This is a genomic window from Embleya sp. NPDC127516 (genome assembly GCF_044765325.1).
In the GTDB taxonomy this organism is placed as follows: Bacteria; Actinomycetota; Actinomycetes; order Streptomycetales; family Streptomycetaceae; genus Embleya.
The window spans coordinates 71,375-87,769 of record NZ_JBIWJT010000039.1; the positions used below are offsets into that span (position 1 = coordinate 71,375).

Annotated in this window: 20 protein-coding genes and 1 pseudogene; 6 read left to right on the plus strand and 15 right to left on the minus strand. The window is 72.1% G+C overall.

All coding sequences use genetic code 11. The annotated features are described in order from the left end of the window. Positions 1–35: 35 nt before the first annotated feature. From ACIRL2_RS44470 to ACIRL2_RS44495, 6 genes are all read right to left on the minus strand, one after another. A complete protein-coding gene (locus tag ACIRL2_RS44470; RefSeq protein WP_402240374.1) occupies positions 36–2,441 on the minus strand; it encodes an ATP-binding cassette domain-containing protein in 2,406 nt (801 codons plus the stop codon). A gap of 266 nt (positions 2,442–2,707) precedes the next feature. Further along, entirely contained in the window at positions 2,708–3,142 is a 435-nt protein-coding gene (locus tag ACIRL2_RS44475; RefSeq protein WP_402240376.1) for a GNAT family N-acetyltransferase, read from the minus strand. Positions 3,143–3,222: 80 nt separating this feature from the next. Beyond that, positions 3,223–3,681, minus strand: coding sequence for a hypothetical protein (locus ACIRL2_RS44480; protein ID WP_402240378.1), 459 nt, complete (start codon positions 3,679–3,681; stop codon positions 3,223–3,225). A 50-nt stretch (positions 3,682–3,731) separates the two neighbouring features. After that, complete coding sequence (locus ACIRL2_RS44485; RefSeq protein ID WP_395873150.1) at positions 3,732–4,388, minus strand: methylated-DNA--[protein]-cysteine S-methyltransferase; 657 nt, start codon at positions 4,386–4,388, stop codon at positions 3,732–3,734. Beyond that, positions 4,385–4,873: an RNA polymerase sigma factor gene (locus tag ACIRL2_RS44490; RefSeq protein ID WP_395873149.1), complete on the minus strand. Its 489-nt coding sequence runs from the start codon at positions 4,871–4,873 to the stop codon at positions 4,385–4,387. Before ACIRL2_RS44490 ends, ACIRL2_RS44485 begins: the two co-directional genes overlap by 4 nt. A gap of 47 nt (positions 4,874–4,920) precedes the next feature. Further along, positions 4,921–5,433, minus strand: a complete 513-nt coding sequence (locus tag ACIRL2_RS44495; protein ID WP_395873148.1) for a methylated-DNA--[protein]-cysteine S-methyltransferase — start codon at positions 5,431–5,433, stop codon at positions 4,921–4,923. 202 nt (positions 5,434–5,635) lie between these two features. Here ACIRL2_RS44495 and ACIRL2_RS44500 point away from each other — a divergent pair, with 202 nt between their 5' ends. Continuing rightward, positions 5,636–6,502 (plus strand): universal stress protein, encoded by an 867-nt coding sequence (locus ACIRL2_RS44500; protein ID WP_402240381.1) that lies wholly within the window; start codon positions 5,636–5,638, stop codon positions 6,500–6,502. 153 nt (positions 6,503–6,655) lie between these two features. Here ACIRL2_RS44500 and ACIRL2_RS44505 read toward each other — a convergent pair whose 3' ends face one another. From ACIRL2_RS44505 to ACIRL2_RS44535, 7 genes are all read right to left on the minus strand, one after another. Continuing rightward, on the minus strand, positions 6,656–7,075 hold the full coding sequence (locus ACIRL2_RS44505; RefSeq protein ID WP_331771572.1) for a CBS domain-containing protein: 420 nt from the start codon (positions 7,073–7,075) through the stop codon (positions 6,656–6,658). A gap of 270 nt (positions 7,076–7,345) precedes the next feature. Further along, complete coding sequence (locus tag ACIRL2_RS44510; RefSeq protein ID WP_402240384.1) at positions 7,346–8,203, minus strand: metal ABC transporter permease; 858 nt, start codon at positions 8,201–8,203, stop codon at positions 7,346–7,348. Continuing rightward, on the minus strand, positions 8,200–9,180 hold the full coding sequence (locus ACIRL2_RS44515; protein WP_402240387.1) for a metal ABC transporter permease: 981 nt from the start codon (positions 9,178–9,180) through the stop codon (positions 8,200–8,202). Before ACIRL2_RS44515 ends, ACIRL2_RS44510 begins: the two co-directional genes overlap by 4 nt. Before the next feature lie 8 nt (positions 9,181–9,188). Next, the gene (locus ACIRL2_RS44520) at positions 9,189–9,962 is read right to left on the minus strand and encodes a metal ABC transporter ATP-binding protein (protein WP_402240390.1); all 774 of its coding nucleotides are present in this window, start codon (positions 9,960–9,962) and stop codon (positions 9,189–9,191) included. 3 nt (positions 9,963–9,965) lie between these two features. Beyond that, a complete protein-coding gene (locus tag ACIRL2_RS44525) occupies positions 9,966–11,000 on the minus strand; it encodes a metal ABC transporter substrate-binding protein (protein ID WP_402240393.1) in 1,035 nt (344 codons plus the stop codon). A gap of 209 nt (positions 11,001–11,209) precedes the next feature. Then, positions 11,210–11,437, minus strand: a complete 228-nt coding sequence (locus ACIRL2_RS44530; RefSeq protein WP_395873142.1) for a hypothetical protein — start codon at positions 11,435–11,437, stop codon at positions 11,210–11,212. Between the two features lie 97 nt (positions 11,438–11,534). Next, positions 11,535–12,011, minus strand: a complete 477-nt coding sequence (locus ACIRL2_RS44535) for a hypothetical protein (RefSeq protein WP_395873141.1) — start codon at positions 12,009–12,011, stop codon at positions 11,535–11,537. A 167-nt stretch (positions 12,012–12,178) separates the two neighbouring features. Between ACIRL2_RS44535 and ACIRL2_RS44540 the strand changes: the two genes are divergently transcribed. From ACIRL2_RS44540 to ACIRL2_RS44550, 3 genes are all read left to right on the plus strand, one after another. Continuing rightward, positions 12,179–12,832: a TetR/AcrR family transcriptional regulator gene (locus tag ACIRL2_RS44540; RefSeq protein WP_395873140.1), complete on the plus strand. Its 654-nt coding sequence runs from the start codon at positions 12,179–12,181 to the stop codon at positions 12,830–12,832. Positions 12,833–12,893: 61 nt separating this feature from the next. Next, positions 12,894–13,910, plus strand: a complete 1,017-nt coding sequence (locus ACIRL2_RS44545) for a hypothetical protein (protein ID WP_402240395.1) — start codon at positions 12,894–12,896, stop codon at positions 13,908–13,910. A 375-nt stretch (positions 13,911–14,285) separates the two neighbouring features. Beyond that, a complete protein-coding gene (locus ACIRL2_RS44550; protein ID WP_331771563.1) occupies positions 14,286–14,519 on the plus strand; it encodes a DUF2795 domain-containing protein in 234 nt (77 codons plus the stop codon). A 169-nt stretch (positions 14,520–14,688) separates the two neighbouring features. On the opposite strand, the gene ACIRL2_RS44555 is transcribed toward ACIRL2_RS44550, so the two are convergent. Continuing rightward, positions 14,689–15,204 carry a hypothetical protein gene (locus ACIRL2_RS44555; RefSeq protein ID WP_402240398.1) on the minus strand — a complete coding sequence of 172 codons (516 nt, stop codon included), beginning with the start codon at positions 15,202–15,204 and terminating at the stop codon, positions 14,689–14,691. A gap of 30 nt (positions 15,205–15,234) precedes the next feature. Beyond that, complete coding sequence (locus tag ACIRL2_RS44560) at positions 15,235–15,369, minus strand: hypothetical protein (protein ID WP_395873137.1); 135 nt, start codon at positions 15,367–15,369, stop codon at positions 15,235–15,237. A gap of 63 nt (positions 15,370–15,432) precedes the next feature. Between ACIRL2_RS44560 and ACIRL2_RS44565 the strand changes: the two genes are divergently transcribed. Together ACIRL2_RS44565 and ACIRL2_RS44570 are read left to right on the plus strand one after the other, a co-directional pair. Further along, positions 15,433–15,633, plus strand: a complete 201-nt coding sequence (locus ACIRL2_RS44565; RefSeq protein WP_395873136.1) for a hypothetical protein — start codon at positions 15,433–15,435, stop codon at positions 15,631–15,633. A gap of 252 nt (positions 15,634–15,885) precedes the next feature. Beyond that, positions 15,886–16,395 (plus strand): annotated as a pseudogene (locus tag ACIRL2_RS44570) (peptidase M28); the annotation flags it as partial.

Below are 16,395 nucleotides of genomic sequence, written 5' to 3' on the forward strand. Positions count from 1 at the left end.
CGCGGCCGGACGGGAGGGAGGCTCGAAACGCCCGGTCAGCCGCCGACGTAGGCCGCAAGGTGCTCGCCGGTGAGGGTGGAACGGGCGGCGACGAGGTCGGCGGGGGTGCCCTCGAAGACGATCCGACCGCCGTCGTGGCCGGCACCGGGGCCGAGGTCGACGATCCAGTCCGCGTGCGCCATCACCGCCTGGTGGTGCTCGATGACGATCACCGACTTGCCGGAGTCGACCAGCCGGTCGAGCAGGCCGAGCAATTGCTCGACGTCGGCGAGGTGCAGGCCCGTGGTCGGCTCGTCGAGGATGTAGACCCCGCCCTTCTCGGCCATGTGGGTGGCCAGCTTGAGCCGCTGCCGCTCGCCGCCGGAGAGCGTGGTGAGCGGCTGGCCGAGGCTGAGATAGCCGAGCCCGACGTCGGCGAGCCGGCCGAGGATGGTGTGCGCGGCCGGCGTACGCGCCTCGCCGGTACCGAAGAACTCCAGGGCCTCGGCCACCGACATCGCGAGCACCTCGCTGATGTCGCGTCCGCCGAGGTGGTATTCCAGCACCGACGCGTCGAACCGCTTGCCCTCGCACTCCTCGCAGAGGGTGGCCACACCGGCCATCATCGCCAGGTCGGTGTAGGTCACGCCGATGCCGTTGCAGGTCGGGCACGCGCCCTCGGAGTTGGCGCTGAACAGCGCCGGCTTCACGTCGTTGGCCTTCGCGAACGCCTTGCGGATCGGGTCGAGCAGCCCGGTGTACGTCGCCGGGTTGCTCCGTCGCGAGCCGCGGATCGCACTCTGGTCGACCGACACCACGCCCGCGCCCTCGGCCGCCGAACCGTTGACCAGCGATCCCTGCACGAGCGAACTCTTGCCGGAGCCGGCGACGCCGGTGACGACGGCGAGCACCCCCAGCGGGATGTCGACGTCGACATCGCGCAGGTTGTGCCGCGTCGCGCCGCGAATCTCCAGCGCGCCGGTGGGCGTGCGCACCGTCTTCTTCAAGGACGCCCGGTCGTCGAAATGGCGGCCGGTGACCGTACCGCCGGTCCGCAGGCCGTCGACGGTGCCCTCGAAGCAGACGGTCCCGCCCGCCGTACCGGCACCCGGGCCGAGGTCGACGATGTGGTCGGCGATCACGATCGTCTCCGGCTTGTGCTCCACGACCAGCACCGTGTTGCCCTTGTCGCGCAGCCGCAGCAGCAGGTTGTTCATCCGCTCGATGTCATGGGGGTGCATACCGATGGTGGGCTCGTCGAAGACGTAGGTGACGTCGGTGAGCGAGGAGCCGAGGTGGCGGATCATCTTGACGCGCTGCGCCTCACCGCCCGACAGCGTGCCCGAGGGCCGATCGAGTGAGAGATAGCCCAACCCGATCTCCACGAACGAGTCGAGCGTCTGGCCCAGCGTCTCCAGCAGCGGCGCCACCGACGGCTCGTCGAGACCGCGCACCCATTCGGCCAGGTCGCTGATCTGCATCGCGCACGCGTCGGCGATGTTGACCCGCTTGATCTTCGAGGACCGCGCCCCCTCGCTGAGCCGGGTGCCCTCGCACTCGGGACACGTGGTGAAGGTCACCGCACGCTCCACGAACGCCCGGATGTGCGGCTGCAGCGACTCCTTGTCCTTGGCCAGGAAGGACTTCTGGATCTTGGGGATCAGCCCCTCGTAGGTGAGGTTCACGCCCTCGACCTTCACCTTGACCGGCTCGTGGTAGAGGAAGTCCCGCATCTCCTTCTTGGTGAACTTGCGAATCGGCTTATTCGGATCCAGGAAGCCGGATTCGGCGTAGGTCCGCACGGTCCACCAACTGTCGGACTTCCAGCCGGGGATGGTGAACGCGCCGTCGGCGATCGACTTGGAGTCGTCGTAGAGCTGGGTGAGATCGATGTCGGAGACCGTGCCCCGACCCTCGCACCGCGGGCACATGCCGCCGGTGCGGTTGAAGGTCGCCTTGACCGCCTTCTTGGCACCGCGCTCGACGGTGATGGCACCACTCGCCCGGACCGAGGGGACGTTGAAGGCGTACGCGCTGGGCGGGCCGATGTGCGGCTTCCCGAGCCGGCTGAACAGGATGCGCAGCAGCGCGTTCGCGTCGGTGGCGGTGCCGACGGTGGAGCGGGCGTCGGCACCCAGTCGCTGCTGGTCGACGATGATCGCGGTCGTCAGCCCTTCGAGGACGTCGACCTCGGGCCGCGCCAACGTGGGCATGAAGCCCTGGACGAAGGCGCTGTAGGTCTCGTTGATCATCCGCTGCGACTCCGCGGCGATCGTGCCGAACACGAGCGAACTCTTGCCCGAGCCGGAGACACCCGTGAACACCGTCAGCCGGCGCTTGGGGATCTCGATGCTGACGTCCTTGAGGTTGTTCACCCGCGCACCGTGCACTCGGATCAGGTCGTGGCTGTCGGCGACGGCCGGCGCAGGCGACTGCGTGTCCGTCCTGGTGACCGGGCTCATCGTGTCTCCATCCGTTGGGCGGGGCCGCCTGCGCGGTCGGGCGTCTCGTCCACCTCGCGCCGAGCCCGGCCCGAGGGAGACGGGCGAGGTGCCGGCCTCGCCGGCAGCGTAGCGCGACCGGTGGACGGGACCGCGTGGTCATCGCGTTCGATGACCACGCGCCTCACGCTACGGTGCCGGGAACGGGCCGCGCTTCTTCGTTCCTGATCCTTCGCGGACGGATCGCACGGAGCAGCGCGGCCCGTTCCCGATACTTCGCGGACGGCTCACTGTTCGCCGAGGACCATCCACTTGTCGGTGTCGGCCATCGGTTCGAAGCCGACCTGGGCGTACACCGCGTGCGCGTCCGCGGTGGCCAGCATCAGACGCCGCAGCCCGGCCGGTTCGAGGTGGTCCCGGATGGCCGCGACCAGCGCCGTGCCCAGGCCCTTGCCGCGCACGGCCGGGTCGATGTAGACGTCGCACAGCCAGCCGAAGGTGGCCCCGTCGGTGACCACGCGGGCATAGCCGACCTGGGCCCCGGACGCCGTGTCGTAGACCCCGAAGTTGAGCGACCGTGCGATCGCCGTGTCCTGCTTCTCCCTCGGGCGGCCCATTGCCCAGTACGCGTCGAGGGACAACCAGCGGTGGATCAGCGCGGCATCGAGCCGGGTCGGATCGGTGGAGATCTCGTACCCGTCCGGAAGAAGATGTATGACCATGCCCGGATCCAACCAGCCCACCACGTCGGCCGACCACCGGATATCGGTGCGCGGCCGGCGGACGGGACCGGTGCGCCGGATCAGTGGGCCGGCACCAGGGCCGCCGCGTGGGCGCGGAGCACGGAGCCGCGATCGCGCTCGGGGCCGACCAGGCGCAGCCGCAGCAGGTGCCCCCGGCCGGGTCCCGGGGTGTCGCGCTGGAGGGTGCCGGTGACGCAGTCGAAGGTGGCCGCGTCGGTGTGCCGTACGAAGAAGGCGGGGCCTGCGACGCCGGCGAGCAGTTCGATGGCGTCGGCCAACAGGCGTGGGCTGCGGGGGCGGGCGTGCTCGACGTCGACGGCGTAGACGCCGTCCGGCAGCACCTCGGTGCCGCGCAGTCGCCAGGGCGAGCCCGGGAGGTTGCAGGCGACCCGGAGCCTGGGCAGCAGGTCCGCCGCGGGGTCCGCCGCGGTCCACCCCGGTTGGGTCGTCTGATCGGCCAGTTCGCGCAACGCGTCCCCAGGCGCCTCGTCGCCCGACGCGCCGAAGAATTCGTCCATAAATGTCACTGTAAGTCGAAGTCTCGTAACCGGCTTCTCCGGGGCTTCGGCTACGGGCCGGCCTCGAGGCTCAGCAGCGCGGACTTGATGGCGATCCCGCCCGCGTACCCGCCGAGCGTCCCGTCGCTGCGCAGCACGCGGTGGCAGGGCAGCACGATCGGCAGCGGGTTGCTCGCGCAGGCCGAACCGACCGCGCGAACCGCCTGGGGGTTGCCGACCATCCGGGCGACATCGGCGTAGCTGAAGGTGTGGCCGTAGCCGATCTCGGGGAGTCGGCGCTGCACCAGTTGCCGAAAGCCGGTGGACAGCACCAGGTCCAGATCCAGGTCGAAGGACGTCCGGGAGTGGTCGAAGTACTCGTCGAGTTGGCGGGCGGCCCGGGCCAGGCGTCCGGGAGCGCGCAGGATGCGCGGGCCGAGCCGGGCGGTCAGCGTGTCCAGGACCTTGTCGTGGTCCTCGCCGGCGAAGGCCACCCGGACCAGGCCCTTGTCGGTCGCGGCCAACAGCAGCGACCCGATGGGGGTGTCCACCGTGGTGTAGGCGACGTCCAGGAGCCCGTCCCGGGCGGCCGCCGCCACCAGCCGGTCGTGCAGTCGATCAAGCGCCTCCCGGTCGCTGCGGGCGCGGGCGAGCAGCACGGACGTGCTCGGCGCGCCGGCCGCGGGGACCGGGATGGCGGGGGTGGAGGTGGGGTTGTCGTCCGTCATCGGACCGCTCCCTTCGAAGTGGCGCTCAGCGATGTGCGCAGGGCCTTGATGCCGTCGGCCGCGGCGCGACGGGCCGCGGCCGCGCTGCCGCCGATCAATTCGGCGACGTCCCGGTAGGGCAGGCCCGCGAAGTGGTGGTAGGCGACCGCCTGCCGCTGCTTGGTCGGGAGCGCCGCGACCGCGCGCCACAGGTCGTGGTCGACCGCGTCCGGCAGACCCAGGACCGAGGCTTGTTCGGGCAGTTCGCCCATCGGGACCGCGTGCCGCGCCCGGGCTCGGACGATGTCGATCGCCTTGCGGTGCGCGATGGTCACCAGCCAGGCCCGCACGTTGGCGTCCTCGGGCAGGTCGGGGTAGGCGCGCAGCGCGGCGAGGAACGTCTCGGACCACGCGTCGTCGGCGTCGTGCGGGCTCAGCAACGCCCGGCACACGCGCAGCACGGTGTCCGCGTGCTCTCGGACCACCCGTTCGTAGGGCTGCTTCATGTCCTCGTTTCCCGTGCCCGTTCGGACGCGCTGCGGGCGCCGACCGCTCAGAACAGCCGGGCCGCCTTGGTGCTCTCGGACTCCTCCAGGTCCAACAACCGCCGCTTGCGTTCGAGTCCGCCCGCGAAGCCGGTCAACTTCCCGTCGCTGCCCACCACTCGGTGGCAGGCCACGATGATCGAGATCGGGTTGTGCCCGACCGCCTGGCCCACCGACTGGGCCAGCGCCCTGTTGCCCAACCGCTCGGCGAGCGCACCGTAGGTGGTGGTCGCACCGAAGGGGATCTCCCTGAGCATGGCCCACACCCGCTCCTGGAACGGATCGCCGTGTGTGGACAGCGGCAGGTCGAACGAGGTCCGCTCGCCGGCGAGGTACTCGGTCAACTGGGTCGCCGCCGCCGCGAGCAGGGGGTCGTCGCGGTGCTCGACCCGCGCGCCCAGGCTCTCCTCGGGCGGCATGTACCAGTGGTGCGGGAAGTACAGCCCCACGATGGCGTCCTGCGCCGCCACCACGATCAGCCCGCCGAGGGTGGTGTCGACGATCGCATGACGTGTGTTCATCGTGCTGCTCTCCTCAGTCGCGGTGTTCGTCCCGACTCTCGACCGAACAGGTCGTCCCGACAAGTAGACGCGCGTGGGCCGCCGAATGTGAGGTCGGCCCCGACAACCCGCGGTCCGGCGCGCGAGCTTTGCCGGGCGGTCGCTGTCGGCGTCCGTCGCAGCGGGTATGAGCCTGTTGGATGTCCCCATCGAGGTGAGTCGTATGTCGCCCGTACACAGCGAAGTCGAGCTCGGGGTTCTGGCCGGTCACGACGGCTCCCCCGCCGCCGAGCACGCGTTGGACTGGGCCGCGCGCGACGCCGCCGCCCGGCACGTTCCGCTGTATATCGTCACGGTTGTGCCCATCAGCGGGCTCGGTCACCGGCATCGGGTCGAGGTGCGCGAGCGGGCACACGCGCTGGTCGACACCGCCTCGGCACGCGTCCGCGAGCGGTTCGCCGGCCTGGTGGTGGAGGGTTCGGTACGCGAGGGCGACGCCGCCGAGTCGCTGCTGGCCGCCGGCGCGCGGTGCGACACCATGGTGGTGGGCAGTCGCGGTCACGGCGGGTTCGCCGGCCTGCTCCTGGGGTCGGTCTCGTTGCGCGTGTGCGCGCACACCACGTGCCCGGTGGTGGTTCTGCGCTCCGAGGCGGCCCAGGACGCGAGCGGCGTCGTGGTCGGCATCGGCGGCCCCGAGGACGAGCCCGCCGCGGAGTTCGCGGCCGAGCGGGCAGGACTGCTGGGCGGCGGCCTGCGTGCCGTGCACTCGTGGGCGCTCCCGGTGACCGGCCTGGCGCCGAGTCTGATGTTGCCGTCGATGTTCGACGTCGACACGGTCACCGCCGAACGCACCAGGATGGTCGAGCAGGTCGTCGGCCCGATCCGGCGCCGCGACCCCGAACTGCCGGTGGACACCGTGGTGATGAACGGGTCGGCCGGGCGCGACCTGGTGTGCGCGTCGATCGACGGCGCGTTGCTGGTCGTCGCCGCGCACCCCAGGCACGGGCCGCTGCCGATGCGATTGGGCCCGACCACGCACGCCGTCCTGCATCACGCGCATTGCCCGGTGGCCGTGGTCCCGGTGAACTGATCGTCCCGGTGCCAGATCCTCCGAACGCGTGGGCGGACACGGCGGCGACCCGCCGCACGCCGCGCTTTCGGTCCTGTGCAGGTTCGCGGCGAACGGCGGGTCGGCGGCTCGGGGTACGTATGTGCAGGTGATGCGGGTGTACCGGGCGCGCGGTTATCGCGACGCGTAGACGTTCTCGGCGAACGCGGCGATCTGTTCGTCGGAGAGGTGTCGCGCCAGGTCCGCCTCGCTGATCATGCCGACCAGGCGCTTGCGCGCGATCACCGGCAGTCGGCGGATCTGGTGGACCTGCATCTCGCGCAATACCTCGGCGATGTCGGCGTCGGCGTCGATCCAGCGGGGTGTGCCCTCACACAGTTCGCCGGCGGTAACCGTGGCGGGATCCCGGCCGTCCGCGACGCACTTGGTGACGATGTCGCGGTCGGTGATGATGCCGCACAACCTCTCGTTGGCGTCGCTGACCGGCAGCGAGCCCACATCGAGTTCGCGCATCAACTGCGCGGCCCGGTGCAGCGTCTCCGTCTGCGGAATCCACTGAGCGCCCTCGTGCATGATGTCTTTGGCCATGGTCATGGTGGTACCTCTCGCAGTGCCCGCCGTCGGCAGCCCGCCGACCGCAGGGCTCGGGACCGCGCCGCGGACGCCGCACGCGGTCCTTTCCATCGTCTCCGCCCTACTGCCCATCGGCCACCCGGGTGAACGGCTGCCGGCACGGCCTCGCCGCACGGGGCACTCGGACGCCTCCTTGGGTCACCGGGTGTGTGCGTGGGGTCTGGGACAGGTGGGCCGGTGGCGGACGAAAGTGCTCGGGAGATAGCCGGGTTCCCAGTCGGGGGCAGGGATTCAGGCGGTCGTCGCGGTCGATGTCCCGGCCGCGGGTCGGCGTTCGAGGAGGCGAGCGAGCGCGCCGTGGCGTGGGGAGACCAGCAGGGACAGGACGAACCCGGTGGCGGCGACCAGCGCGATGGTCGCCCCGGCGGCCACGTCGTAGTGCCGGGAGATCTCCAGACCGATCACCGCGCTGCAGACGCCCAGCACGCCCGCCAGCGCGGTGGTGCGGCGCAGCGAGTCGGTCCACAGCCGGGCCGTGGCGGCGGGCGCGACCAGCAGCGCCAGCGTGAGCATGATGCCGACCGCCGGAGTGAGCACCACGATCACCGCCTGGACGATCAGCAGGAGCAGCAGGTCCAGGGCCGTCACCGGGTGCCCGGCGGCGCGCATGCCCTCGTGGTCGAAGGCGGCGAAGGTGAGTTCCTTGGCACACAGGCCGAGCACGACCAGCACCACCAGGCCGACGCCGGCCGTGACCACGAGGTCGTGGTGGTCGGTGGTGACGATCGAACCGACCAGGAACGCGGACAGTTTGCGGTCCGAGGCCGGCCCGGCGGCCACCAGCGTGGCACCCAGGGCGAAGCCGGCGGCCAGGATCACCCCGGTCGCGCCGGACGCGGTCCGGCCCGGTCGCCGGGTCAGTCCGACGATGGCCAGGGACAGCAGCACACCCACCGCCGCGCCGCCCAGATAGATGTCGAGGCCCAGGATCGAGGCGAGCACGACGCCGGGGAAGGTGGCGTGGGTCATCGCCATGGCGTAGAAGGCGAGCCCGCGCAACACGACCTGGACGCCGACGATGCCGGCGAGCAGCCCGACCATGACCGCTTCGGCGTAGGCGCGATGGGTGTAGGTGTCGAACCAGGTCATCGGGCGCTCCCGGTCGGGCGGGGAATCGGGGACGGGGTGCGAGAGGGGGTGGGGGACGCGGTCACGGCCGGTGTGGGTACCGGTGCGGCCGGGCGTTTCGCGCGGGCCGGCAGGCGCGGGTTTCGCCGACCGGCCACGCCGACCGCCATCGCCGCGCCGAGCGCGAGCAGGTAGCCGGCCACCAGGGTCAATACGACGGTGGGTCCGGCGGGCAGCGCCAGGTCGTGGTCGATCGAGGCGGTGTAGCTGACGGTCAGGCCGACGTACCCGGACAGTACGGCCGAACCGACGGCGATCGCCACGATCGGGCCCAGCCGACCGCCCAGCGTGCGGCCGATGGTGGCCGGGACCACCAGCAGGGCCAGGACCAGGGCGGTGCCGATGGTGCGTACGGCGGCGACCACGGTCAGCGCGATCACCAGGTTCAGCGCCAGGTCCAGCGCGCCGACGCGGTATCCCGCCGCGCGAGCGGCCTCCGGGTCGAAGCTGCGCAGGAACAGTTGCCGACCCAGCGCGGCGAGCGTGATCAGGCACAGCAGCGCGACCACCGCGGTCTCGATGATCCGCGTGCGGGAGGTGTACAGGATCTGGCCGAACAGGAAGGTCTGGAAGTCGGCGGTGTAGGAGCGGCTGCGCGAGACGACCACCACGCCGACCGAGAACATCGCGGTCAGCACGATGGCCAGCGCGGCGTCGTCGCTGGTGCGCCGGTTGCGGGTGAGCAGCGTCAACCCGACGGCGGTGACGCCGGCCGCGACCGACGCGCCCGGGAGGACCCCGTCGACGCCCTGGAGGGCGAAGCCGATCGCGACGCCGGGAAATACCGTGTGGGTGAGCGCGTCGGCGACGAACTCCAGTCGGCGCAGCGCGACGAACGCGCCGACGACGCCGCACAGGACGCCCAGGATGGTCAGTTCGATCAGGGCGCGGGTCAGATAGGGGACTCGAAAGGGCTCCAGGAGCAGGGTGGTGTCCATGCTCGGCCTCAGCCCGGGGTGACGACGAGTCGGCCGGCGTCGAGTTCGAGGACCCGGCCGCCGTAGCAGGCGCACAACAGTTCCGGGGTGAGTGCGGACTCGGTGCTGCCGAAGGCGAATTGGCGGCGGTTGACCAGGCACGTCTGCTCGCACAGGCGTTGCGCGACGGCGAGGTCGTGGGTGCTGACCAGGACGGCGGTACCGGCTTCCTTGGCGTCGACGAGAGCGCTGATCAGTGCCTCCTGACTGACCGCGTCGACCCCGTTGAACGGCTCGTCCAGCACCAGGATCGGCGGTTGCGCGGACAACGCGCGGGCCAGCAGCACACGTTGGCGCTGGCCGCCGGACAGGGTGCCGAACCGGGCGTTCGCCCGGTCGGCGAGCCCGACCAGGGCCAGTGCCCGGTCGGCTGCGTCCCGGTCCCGGCGGCCGGGGCGGCGCAGTCGGCCGATCAGGCGATAGCGGCCCATCAGGACCACCTGCCGTACGGTGACCGGGAATTCCGGGTCCAGGCTCGCCGCCTGCGGTACGTAGCCGACGTACGCGCGGGCCGCGGCCGGGCGCCGGCCGGCCACGGTGACCGTGCCGGCGACCACCGGGACCAGGCCCAGGACGGCCTTGATCAGCGTGGACTTGCCGCCGCCGTTGGGGCCGACCAGGGCCACCGCCTGGCCGGCCGGAACCCGGCCGTCGACCTTCGCGAGGGCGGGGGTGCGGTCGTAGGCCATGGTGGCGTCCAAGAAGCGGACCGGATCCGGTGCGGCCTCGGTGCCGTCGGTCATCGCTCAGCCCCGCAGCGCGGCGACGATGGTGTCGGTGTTGTGCGCCTCGGAGTCGAGGTAGGTCGCGCCGGCGGAGCCGGGGGCGCCGAGCGAATCGGCGTAGAGCGAGTCGTCGCCAGCGATCACCTTGACGCCCGCCTCCCGGGCGATGGTCTCGGCGGTCTTGGCCGGCAGCGCGCTCTCGGCGAAGACGGCCTTGGTGCCGGTGGCCTTGATCCTGGCGACGACGTCGTCGATGCGGCTGCCGGAGAGTTCGGCCTGGTCGTCGAAGCCGGGGATGATCGAGCCGACGAACTCCAGCCGGTAGCGGTCGACGTAGTAGCCCAGCGCGTCATGGTTGGTGACCAGCTTGCGAGCGGCCGCCGGGATCGTGTCGAGCTTGGCCCGGGTGTCCGCGTCGAGCGCGTCGAGCTTGGCGCCGTAGCCGGCGAGGTTGTTCTCGTACACCTTCGCGTTGACGCCGTCGGCGGTGGTCAGCGCCTTGGCGATGTTGGTCACCATCACCTTGGCGTTGAGCGGGTTGTGCCAGATGTGCGGGTCGTACTCGCCGTGCTCGTGCTCGTGCTCGTGGTCGTGGTCCTCGTCCGACTCGCCCTTGCGCAGGGGTACGCCGACCGAGGTGTCCACGACCGGGCCCTTGAAGCCGGCGGCCTGGATCGCCTTGGGCAGCCACGCCTTCTCCATGTCGACGCCGTTCTCCACGACCAGCTTGGCGCCGCGGATCGCGTTCAGGTCCGCGGGGGTCGCCTCGTACTCGTGGGCACTCGCGTTGGCCTTGATCAACTGGGTCACCTCGACCCGGTCGCCGCCGATGTTGCGCACGAAGTCGGCGACCTGCGTCGTGGTCGCCACCACCTTGATCCGGGGTCCGGAACCGGCGGCCGGCGAGCCGGCGGCCGCGGCCGGACCGGCGGCCCCGACCTGGTTCCCGTTCTTCCCGTCCTTGTCGTCCTTGTCGTCGGAACCGCACGCGGCGAGGGTTCCGGCGGTCAGGGCCGTTGCGGCGAAGGCGAAGACCGCGCGGGTGGATATACGCATGAGAGCTCTTTCCGGGCAGGGGTGTGTCGACGCGTCGATCGGCGGGCCGACTCGACCATTCGATAATGAAAACCATAATCAGTTACGGGATGGGGTGTCCACACCGGGTCCGCGCCCGGGCCGATGGTCTGCCGCCCGTGCCGAGAACGCCGGTGTCCCCCGGCATGGCCATGCCGGGGGACACCGATGCGGGGCGCGGACGCGTACGGCTATTGCCTGGACGCCGGGGATTCCGCGTCCGGGCTGTGCTCCGGCACGGCCTCCCGATCGGCGGCGGCGCGATCGGTGCCGGGGGGATCGCAGGCGGCGGGTCCGGCGGCACCCCGGCTCGAAGCGGCGGCGGGCGGTGGGGTGTCCGTGCCGGCCGCACCGGCGGCGGAGCGGGCGGCTTCGGCGCGCACGAGGGCGCTCAGGAGCAGGTAGGCATCAATGGGCATGGTGGGATCTCCCGGGTTCGCGAGGCTGAGGAATCGAACGCGGCACGCCGGACACGCCACTCGCCCGATTCGGCGGCGGCGCGGCGGCGGTGACCTCTCAGCAGCGCAGGACGACGGTCCGCGAAGGGGTTCGCCCGAGGGTGTTCGTGGCCGTGCGGGCGCAGCCCTCGCCGATCTCGGCCGGGTCGGCGATTCGGGATCCGAGGACGTCGGTGAGGGCGGGAGCCGAGGCGGCCGGAACGTGGTGGCGCGGCCGGGCCGTGGCCGGCGTACACGCGCCGCCGACCGCCGGACCGTGCCGACCGCCGGTGTCGCCCGCCGGCGCGGCATCGCGCGCCGAGTGCCCGTCGTGCTCGTCGGGCGCGCCACCGGACGCGGCGGCGGGCACGTCGCCGACAAGGGAGAAGGCGATGCGATCGGCGGTCTCGACCGAGCATCGATCCGGGATCGGCGCGGCGCGGGGTCCGACGCCGGGGACATGGGTGGCGTGCAGCAGGGCCATCAGGGCGATCAACACGATCACGCGGAACACGCCGTGCCGGGCGGGGGCACCCCCGGCCGCGACCTGCGCCATCCTGACCTCCCTCGGAACCGCTCTCCGAGAGAACCTCCGAATCCGGCCGGCGGCACGGCGACGAGGCCGAGAACTCCGCGATTTCACCCGATCCGGCGAATCCGCGTCGGCCGCGGGGCGGATGGTCCGCATGGACCATTCATCCGCTTGGCCGATAACGTCCGCACATGGACGACACCGCCGCACCCCACAGACCCGCGCTGCGCAAGGATGCCGCGCGCAATCGGCGCCGAATCATGGACGCCGCACGGGAGCTGGTGCGCGGCGGCAGGCCGCCGCAACTGAACGCGGTCGCGCTGGCCGCCGACGTCGGGGTCGGCACCGTGTACCGACACTTCCCCACGCCCGAGACCCTGCTCGAGGCGCTGGCCGCCGACCGGTTCGCCGAGTTGATCCAACAGGCCCATCGAGCCGCCGACCTGCCGGACGCGCGGCAGGCCCTGCGCGTCTTCCTCAAGGCCGTACTCACCGCGTGTGTCCAGGACGAGGCGTTCGCCGCGGCGGCCTTCGGCCCCGACGCGGCCACGCCGGAGACCGGGCAGCTCCGCGAGCACCTGCAGCGCGCGACCGCGGACCTGCTGGCACGCGCCGCCGCCGTCGAGACCCTGCGCCCGTCGCTGGGTCCGGGCGACCTCCTGCTGCTGTTGTGCGGACTCGGGTTCGCGGTACACCGCTCCCCCGACCGAACCGACCCCACCCTGCCCGACCGCTACCTCGACGCCCTGCTCGCGGGCACCCTCATCGCGACCGCGGAGACCACGTGTGATCCGCCGAGCTACGCGCGTCCGGCTGCCGAGACGGGGCCGGATCTCGCCGGGTGACACGCCTGTCGGCGCTGCCGGTTGCCGGGGTTGGGCGGGGGTGCGGGCTTACCGTGGCGGAGTGGACGAACGATATGCCCGGTATGCACCGGGTCGACGCGCGGTGTTGCTCGGAATCGCGGGAACGGCGATCGGCTGCTCTTCGTCCGGCGGACGGCGCGCGTCGCCGTCACCATCGCCCACCGGCGGACCGGCCTCCGCGAACGGGTCCGCCTCGTCGAGTGCCGCCGCGACCGCGACGGGTGCCGCGCCCGGACTTCCGGTGGTCACCGCGTGGGCTCCCAACCCGGGTGACGTGCAGCCGGAGGTGAAGCGACGCGCGGTCGACGCGGTGTCCGCGCTCGGCGCGTGGCCGCCGGGCGAACCGGGACTCGCCGCGGCCCGTGCGCGGCTCGCCGCGCTGGGGTTCGCCCCCGAACTCGCCGACCAGGCCGGACCACTGCTCGTGGACGCGCCCGAGGCAGTGCTCGAGGTGGTCGACGCGCAGTACGGCGGCATCCTGGACACCACCGCGAGCGTGCTCGTCGCCTGTCGTCGGTGGACACGCGCCGCCGACGGAGCGGTGAGGGCGGACGGGTCGACCGTGGACGTGCGACTGAGCCGGGCCACACCCCGGTGGACGGTCACCGCGCTGCATCCCTCGGATCCCGGACCGGCCGCCGCGACCGTTTCCGCACAGGCGACCCGCGTGCTCGCCGACTCGCGCATCGTCCTGCCGCCCGCCGCCGCCGACGACGTACGGGCCGGCACCGTGCACGCGTCGGTGCTCACCGCGTTGGAGACGTTGGCCGTCGACCACACCATCGACGTCACGGTACTGCGCTCGGGCCACCCGATCGACGTGTTCGGCACCACCCGCCCCAGCGACCACCCGAAGGGTCGCGCCGTCGACGTATGGGGCATCGACGGCCGCCCCGTCGTGGACCCGGCCACGCCCCGCGCGCTCGTCGAGAGCTTCATGCGGGCCGGCGCGGCGGCCGGCTCCTACAACGTGGGCGGCCCGTACGCACTCCCCGGCGCCACGTTCTTCACCGACCCGACCCACCACGACCACGTGCACCTGGGGTTCACCACCTGAACCTGCGCCGATCGCCCGGAGCCGGCGCACGCCAGGGGCGAAACGTCACGCGAGACGGCCGCCGCCCGGGTGGATCGGCTCGCGGCGGTCCGACTTCCTCGACACGGCCCGACGTGGTCCGACCGGCTCGAAAGGGCCCGCCCGGCTGAGTTCGATCCGCCGACCGGCCGGGCGCGGCGTATTATAGCCCTTGAACGGAATGCTGCCGGCGCCCCCGGGATCCCGAGCCGCGGCCGACACCTCGCGCTCGTGCGACAGGCGGCCCTTCGTGTCCTGGCGCGACCCAGGGTGACACGGAGGCCGGTCCCCGGTGCGTTCGGCGAAGCCGATCGTCGGGTGCGCGCACCCGCGGTCGGGTGGTGCGACGGAGGAGCCATGCTGAGCAGTGGCGAATCGACGATGGTGGAGCCGGAGGCGCTGCAGTGCGCCCTTTTCGGTGTGCGATTTCCGGCCCGGCCGGAAGCCCTGACGGCGGCGGCGACCGTCAACGGGGCGGAGGTCCGGGTCACCCGGGCCTTGGCGGCGTTGCCGGAGCGCCCGTACGAGGGGCCGAATCAGGTCTGCATGGCCCTGTGCGGGCGGCAGGCGGGAATGGACCGCGGCCTGTGACCGACCCAGCGCCGTACGACGAAGACGGCGACCACGACCGCACTCGCCCGCCACGGCGTTCTGCCGAGCGCTTGATCGAGCGACCGGGTGATCGAGCGCGCGATCGAGTGAGCGCACACCCGACGCCGTGGCGCGCACGGGTCGCTTCGGGCCCGGCGGACCGCCGACTTCAACGCCGTACCGTAGCGGGTGCCTCCACCTCCAGGTAGCGCCGACCGCCCTTGCCCCGATACTCCAGCACCACCCAGCCCAGTCCGCCCAACACGCGCGCACAGCCGCGCAGCGCCGATTCCGCCTCGTGGCCCGCGCCGCTTCCGCGCGGACCCGGCCACTCCACCCGGACCACCCTCGGATGCTCCGTCGCGGTGACGAGGTATCCGGTCGCCGCCCGCTCGCCGTGTTCGTCCACCGCCGACGGCGGCACCCCGGCGGCCTGCAACGCCAGTGCGATCGCGCGCACCATCCGGACCCGCTCCCACTCGGCGGGCACCGCGCGCGGATCCACGACCGACGTGTTCACCACCTCACGAATCCGCAACAGCGCCTCGAACGCGTCCCGAACCGCGCCGGCCCGCTCCTCGTGCGACGCGGCGGCTCCGCCGGGCCCGTCGGCCCCGGCCGGCCGTACCTCCGCCCCGGTCGCCGGCTCGAAGCCCCCGGTCGCACCCGCCTCGGCTCCCGTCACCGCTCCCCCATCCGCTTCACCCGCCACGTCCTACAGCCAACCCCGCTCGAACGCGTAGCCGGCCGCCGCGTGCCGGCTCGGCTCGCCGACCTTGATCATCGCCGAGGACGGGTGGTTGCGGACAGTACCGGCCGCCAGGTACACCCGGGCGGCGATCTCGCGCACGCTCAGCCCCTCGCGGGTGGCAAGCCCAACATCACGACGTGCAACAGCAGTTCCCTCACCGGAATGGGCATCCAGACGGCCGGCAAGGTCTTCTACGGCGGCCTGCTGCTCCGGACGAGTGGCACCGACTACCCGAAGGTACGGCGGCAGACCCTGCTCGCCGCCAAGGCCCTCGACCCCACATGCGCGCTGTTCAAGAAGACCGGGAACGCCTGGAACGCGGTCGCCGTGCCGTCGACGGCCGGCGACTCGAACTGCCCCTGACCCCATGCGCGGGCACCCCCGTGCCGCCTCGGCGGCCGGGTGGACGCCCGCGCGCTCGGCATGTCGGGTCGGGCGAATTTAGCCAGTATTTGCTGGCCTTCCCGGATCCCTTCGCTCGGGACCCCTGTCCGTGTGAGTGTTTCGCTCGCTCGGGCACGAACCCCGGCGTGCACGGTCGACCGCGGCGCTCACAAGGCGCGCGGACAAGCCGGATTCGTGGTCGAGGTCTGCCTTTCCACTCAAGGAGCCTCGATGAATCGAAGAATAACCACGGCCGGGACCGTCCTGGCCATGCTCACCGGTCTCACGGTGAGCGCGACGTCCCAGTCGGCCTCGGCCGACCCGGCGCCTCCCCCCGGCGCACAGTCCCTGGCGATCTCCGCCGCCGACCGAGCCGCGGCCAGCGGCCTCGACACCCTCGCCAAGGGTCCCGACGAGCAGTACGAACGGCAGTCGGTCACCCCGTGGGTCAACGACCTGTACTCGGTCGCCTACCAGCGCACCTACCGGGGCATTCCGGTGGTCGGCGGCGACGCGGTGGTGCTCGCCGACGGCCAGGGCCGGGTCCGCGCGACCCAGTCCGCCACCGACGCCCGCATCGCCGTGCAGATCCACCCCACGGTGGCGGCAGGCGCGGCCGAGGCCACGTCCAAGACCAAGCTCGCGTCCGTGGACAAGGTCGAATCGCACCGCCTGGTCGTCCGGGTCAAGGACGGGCAGAGCAATCTCGCCTGGGAAACCGTCCTGATCGGTCGTACCGCG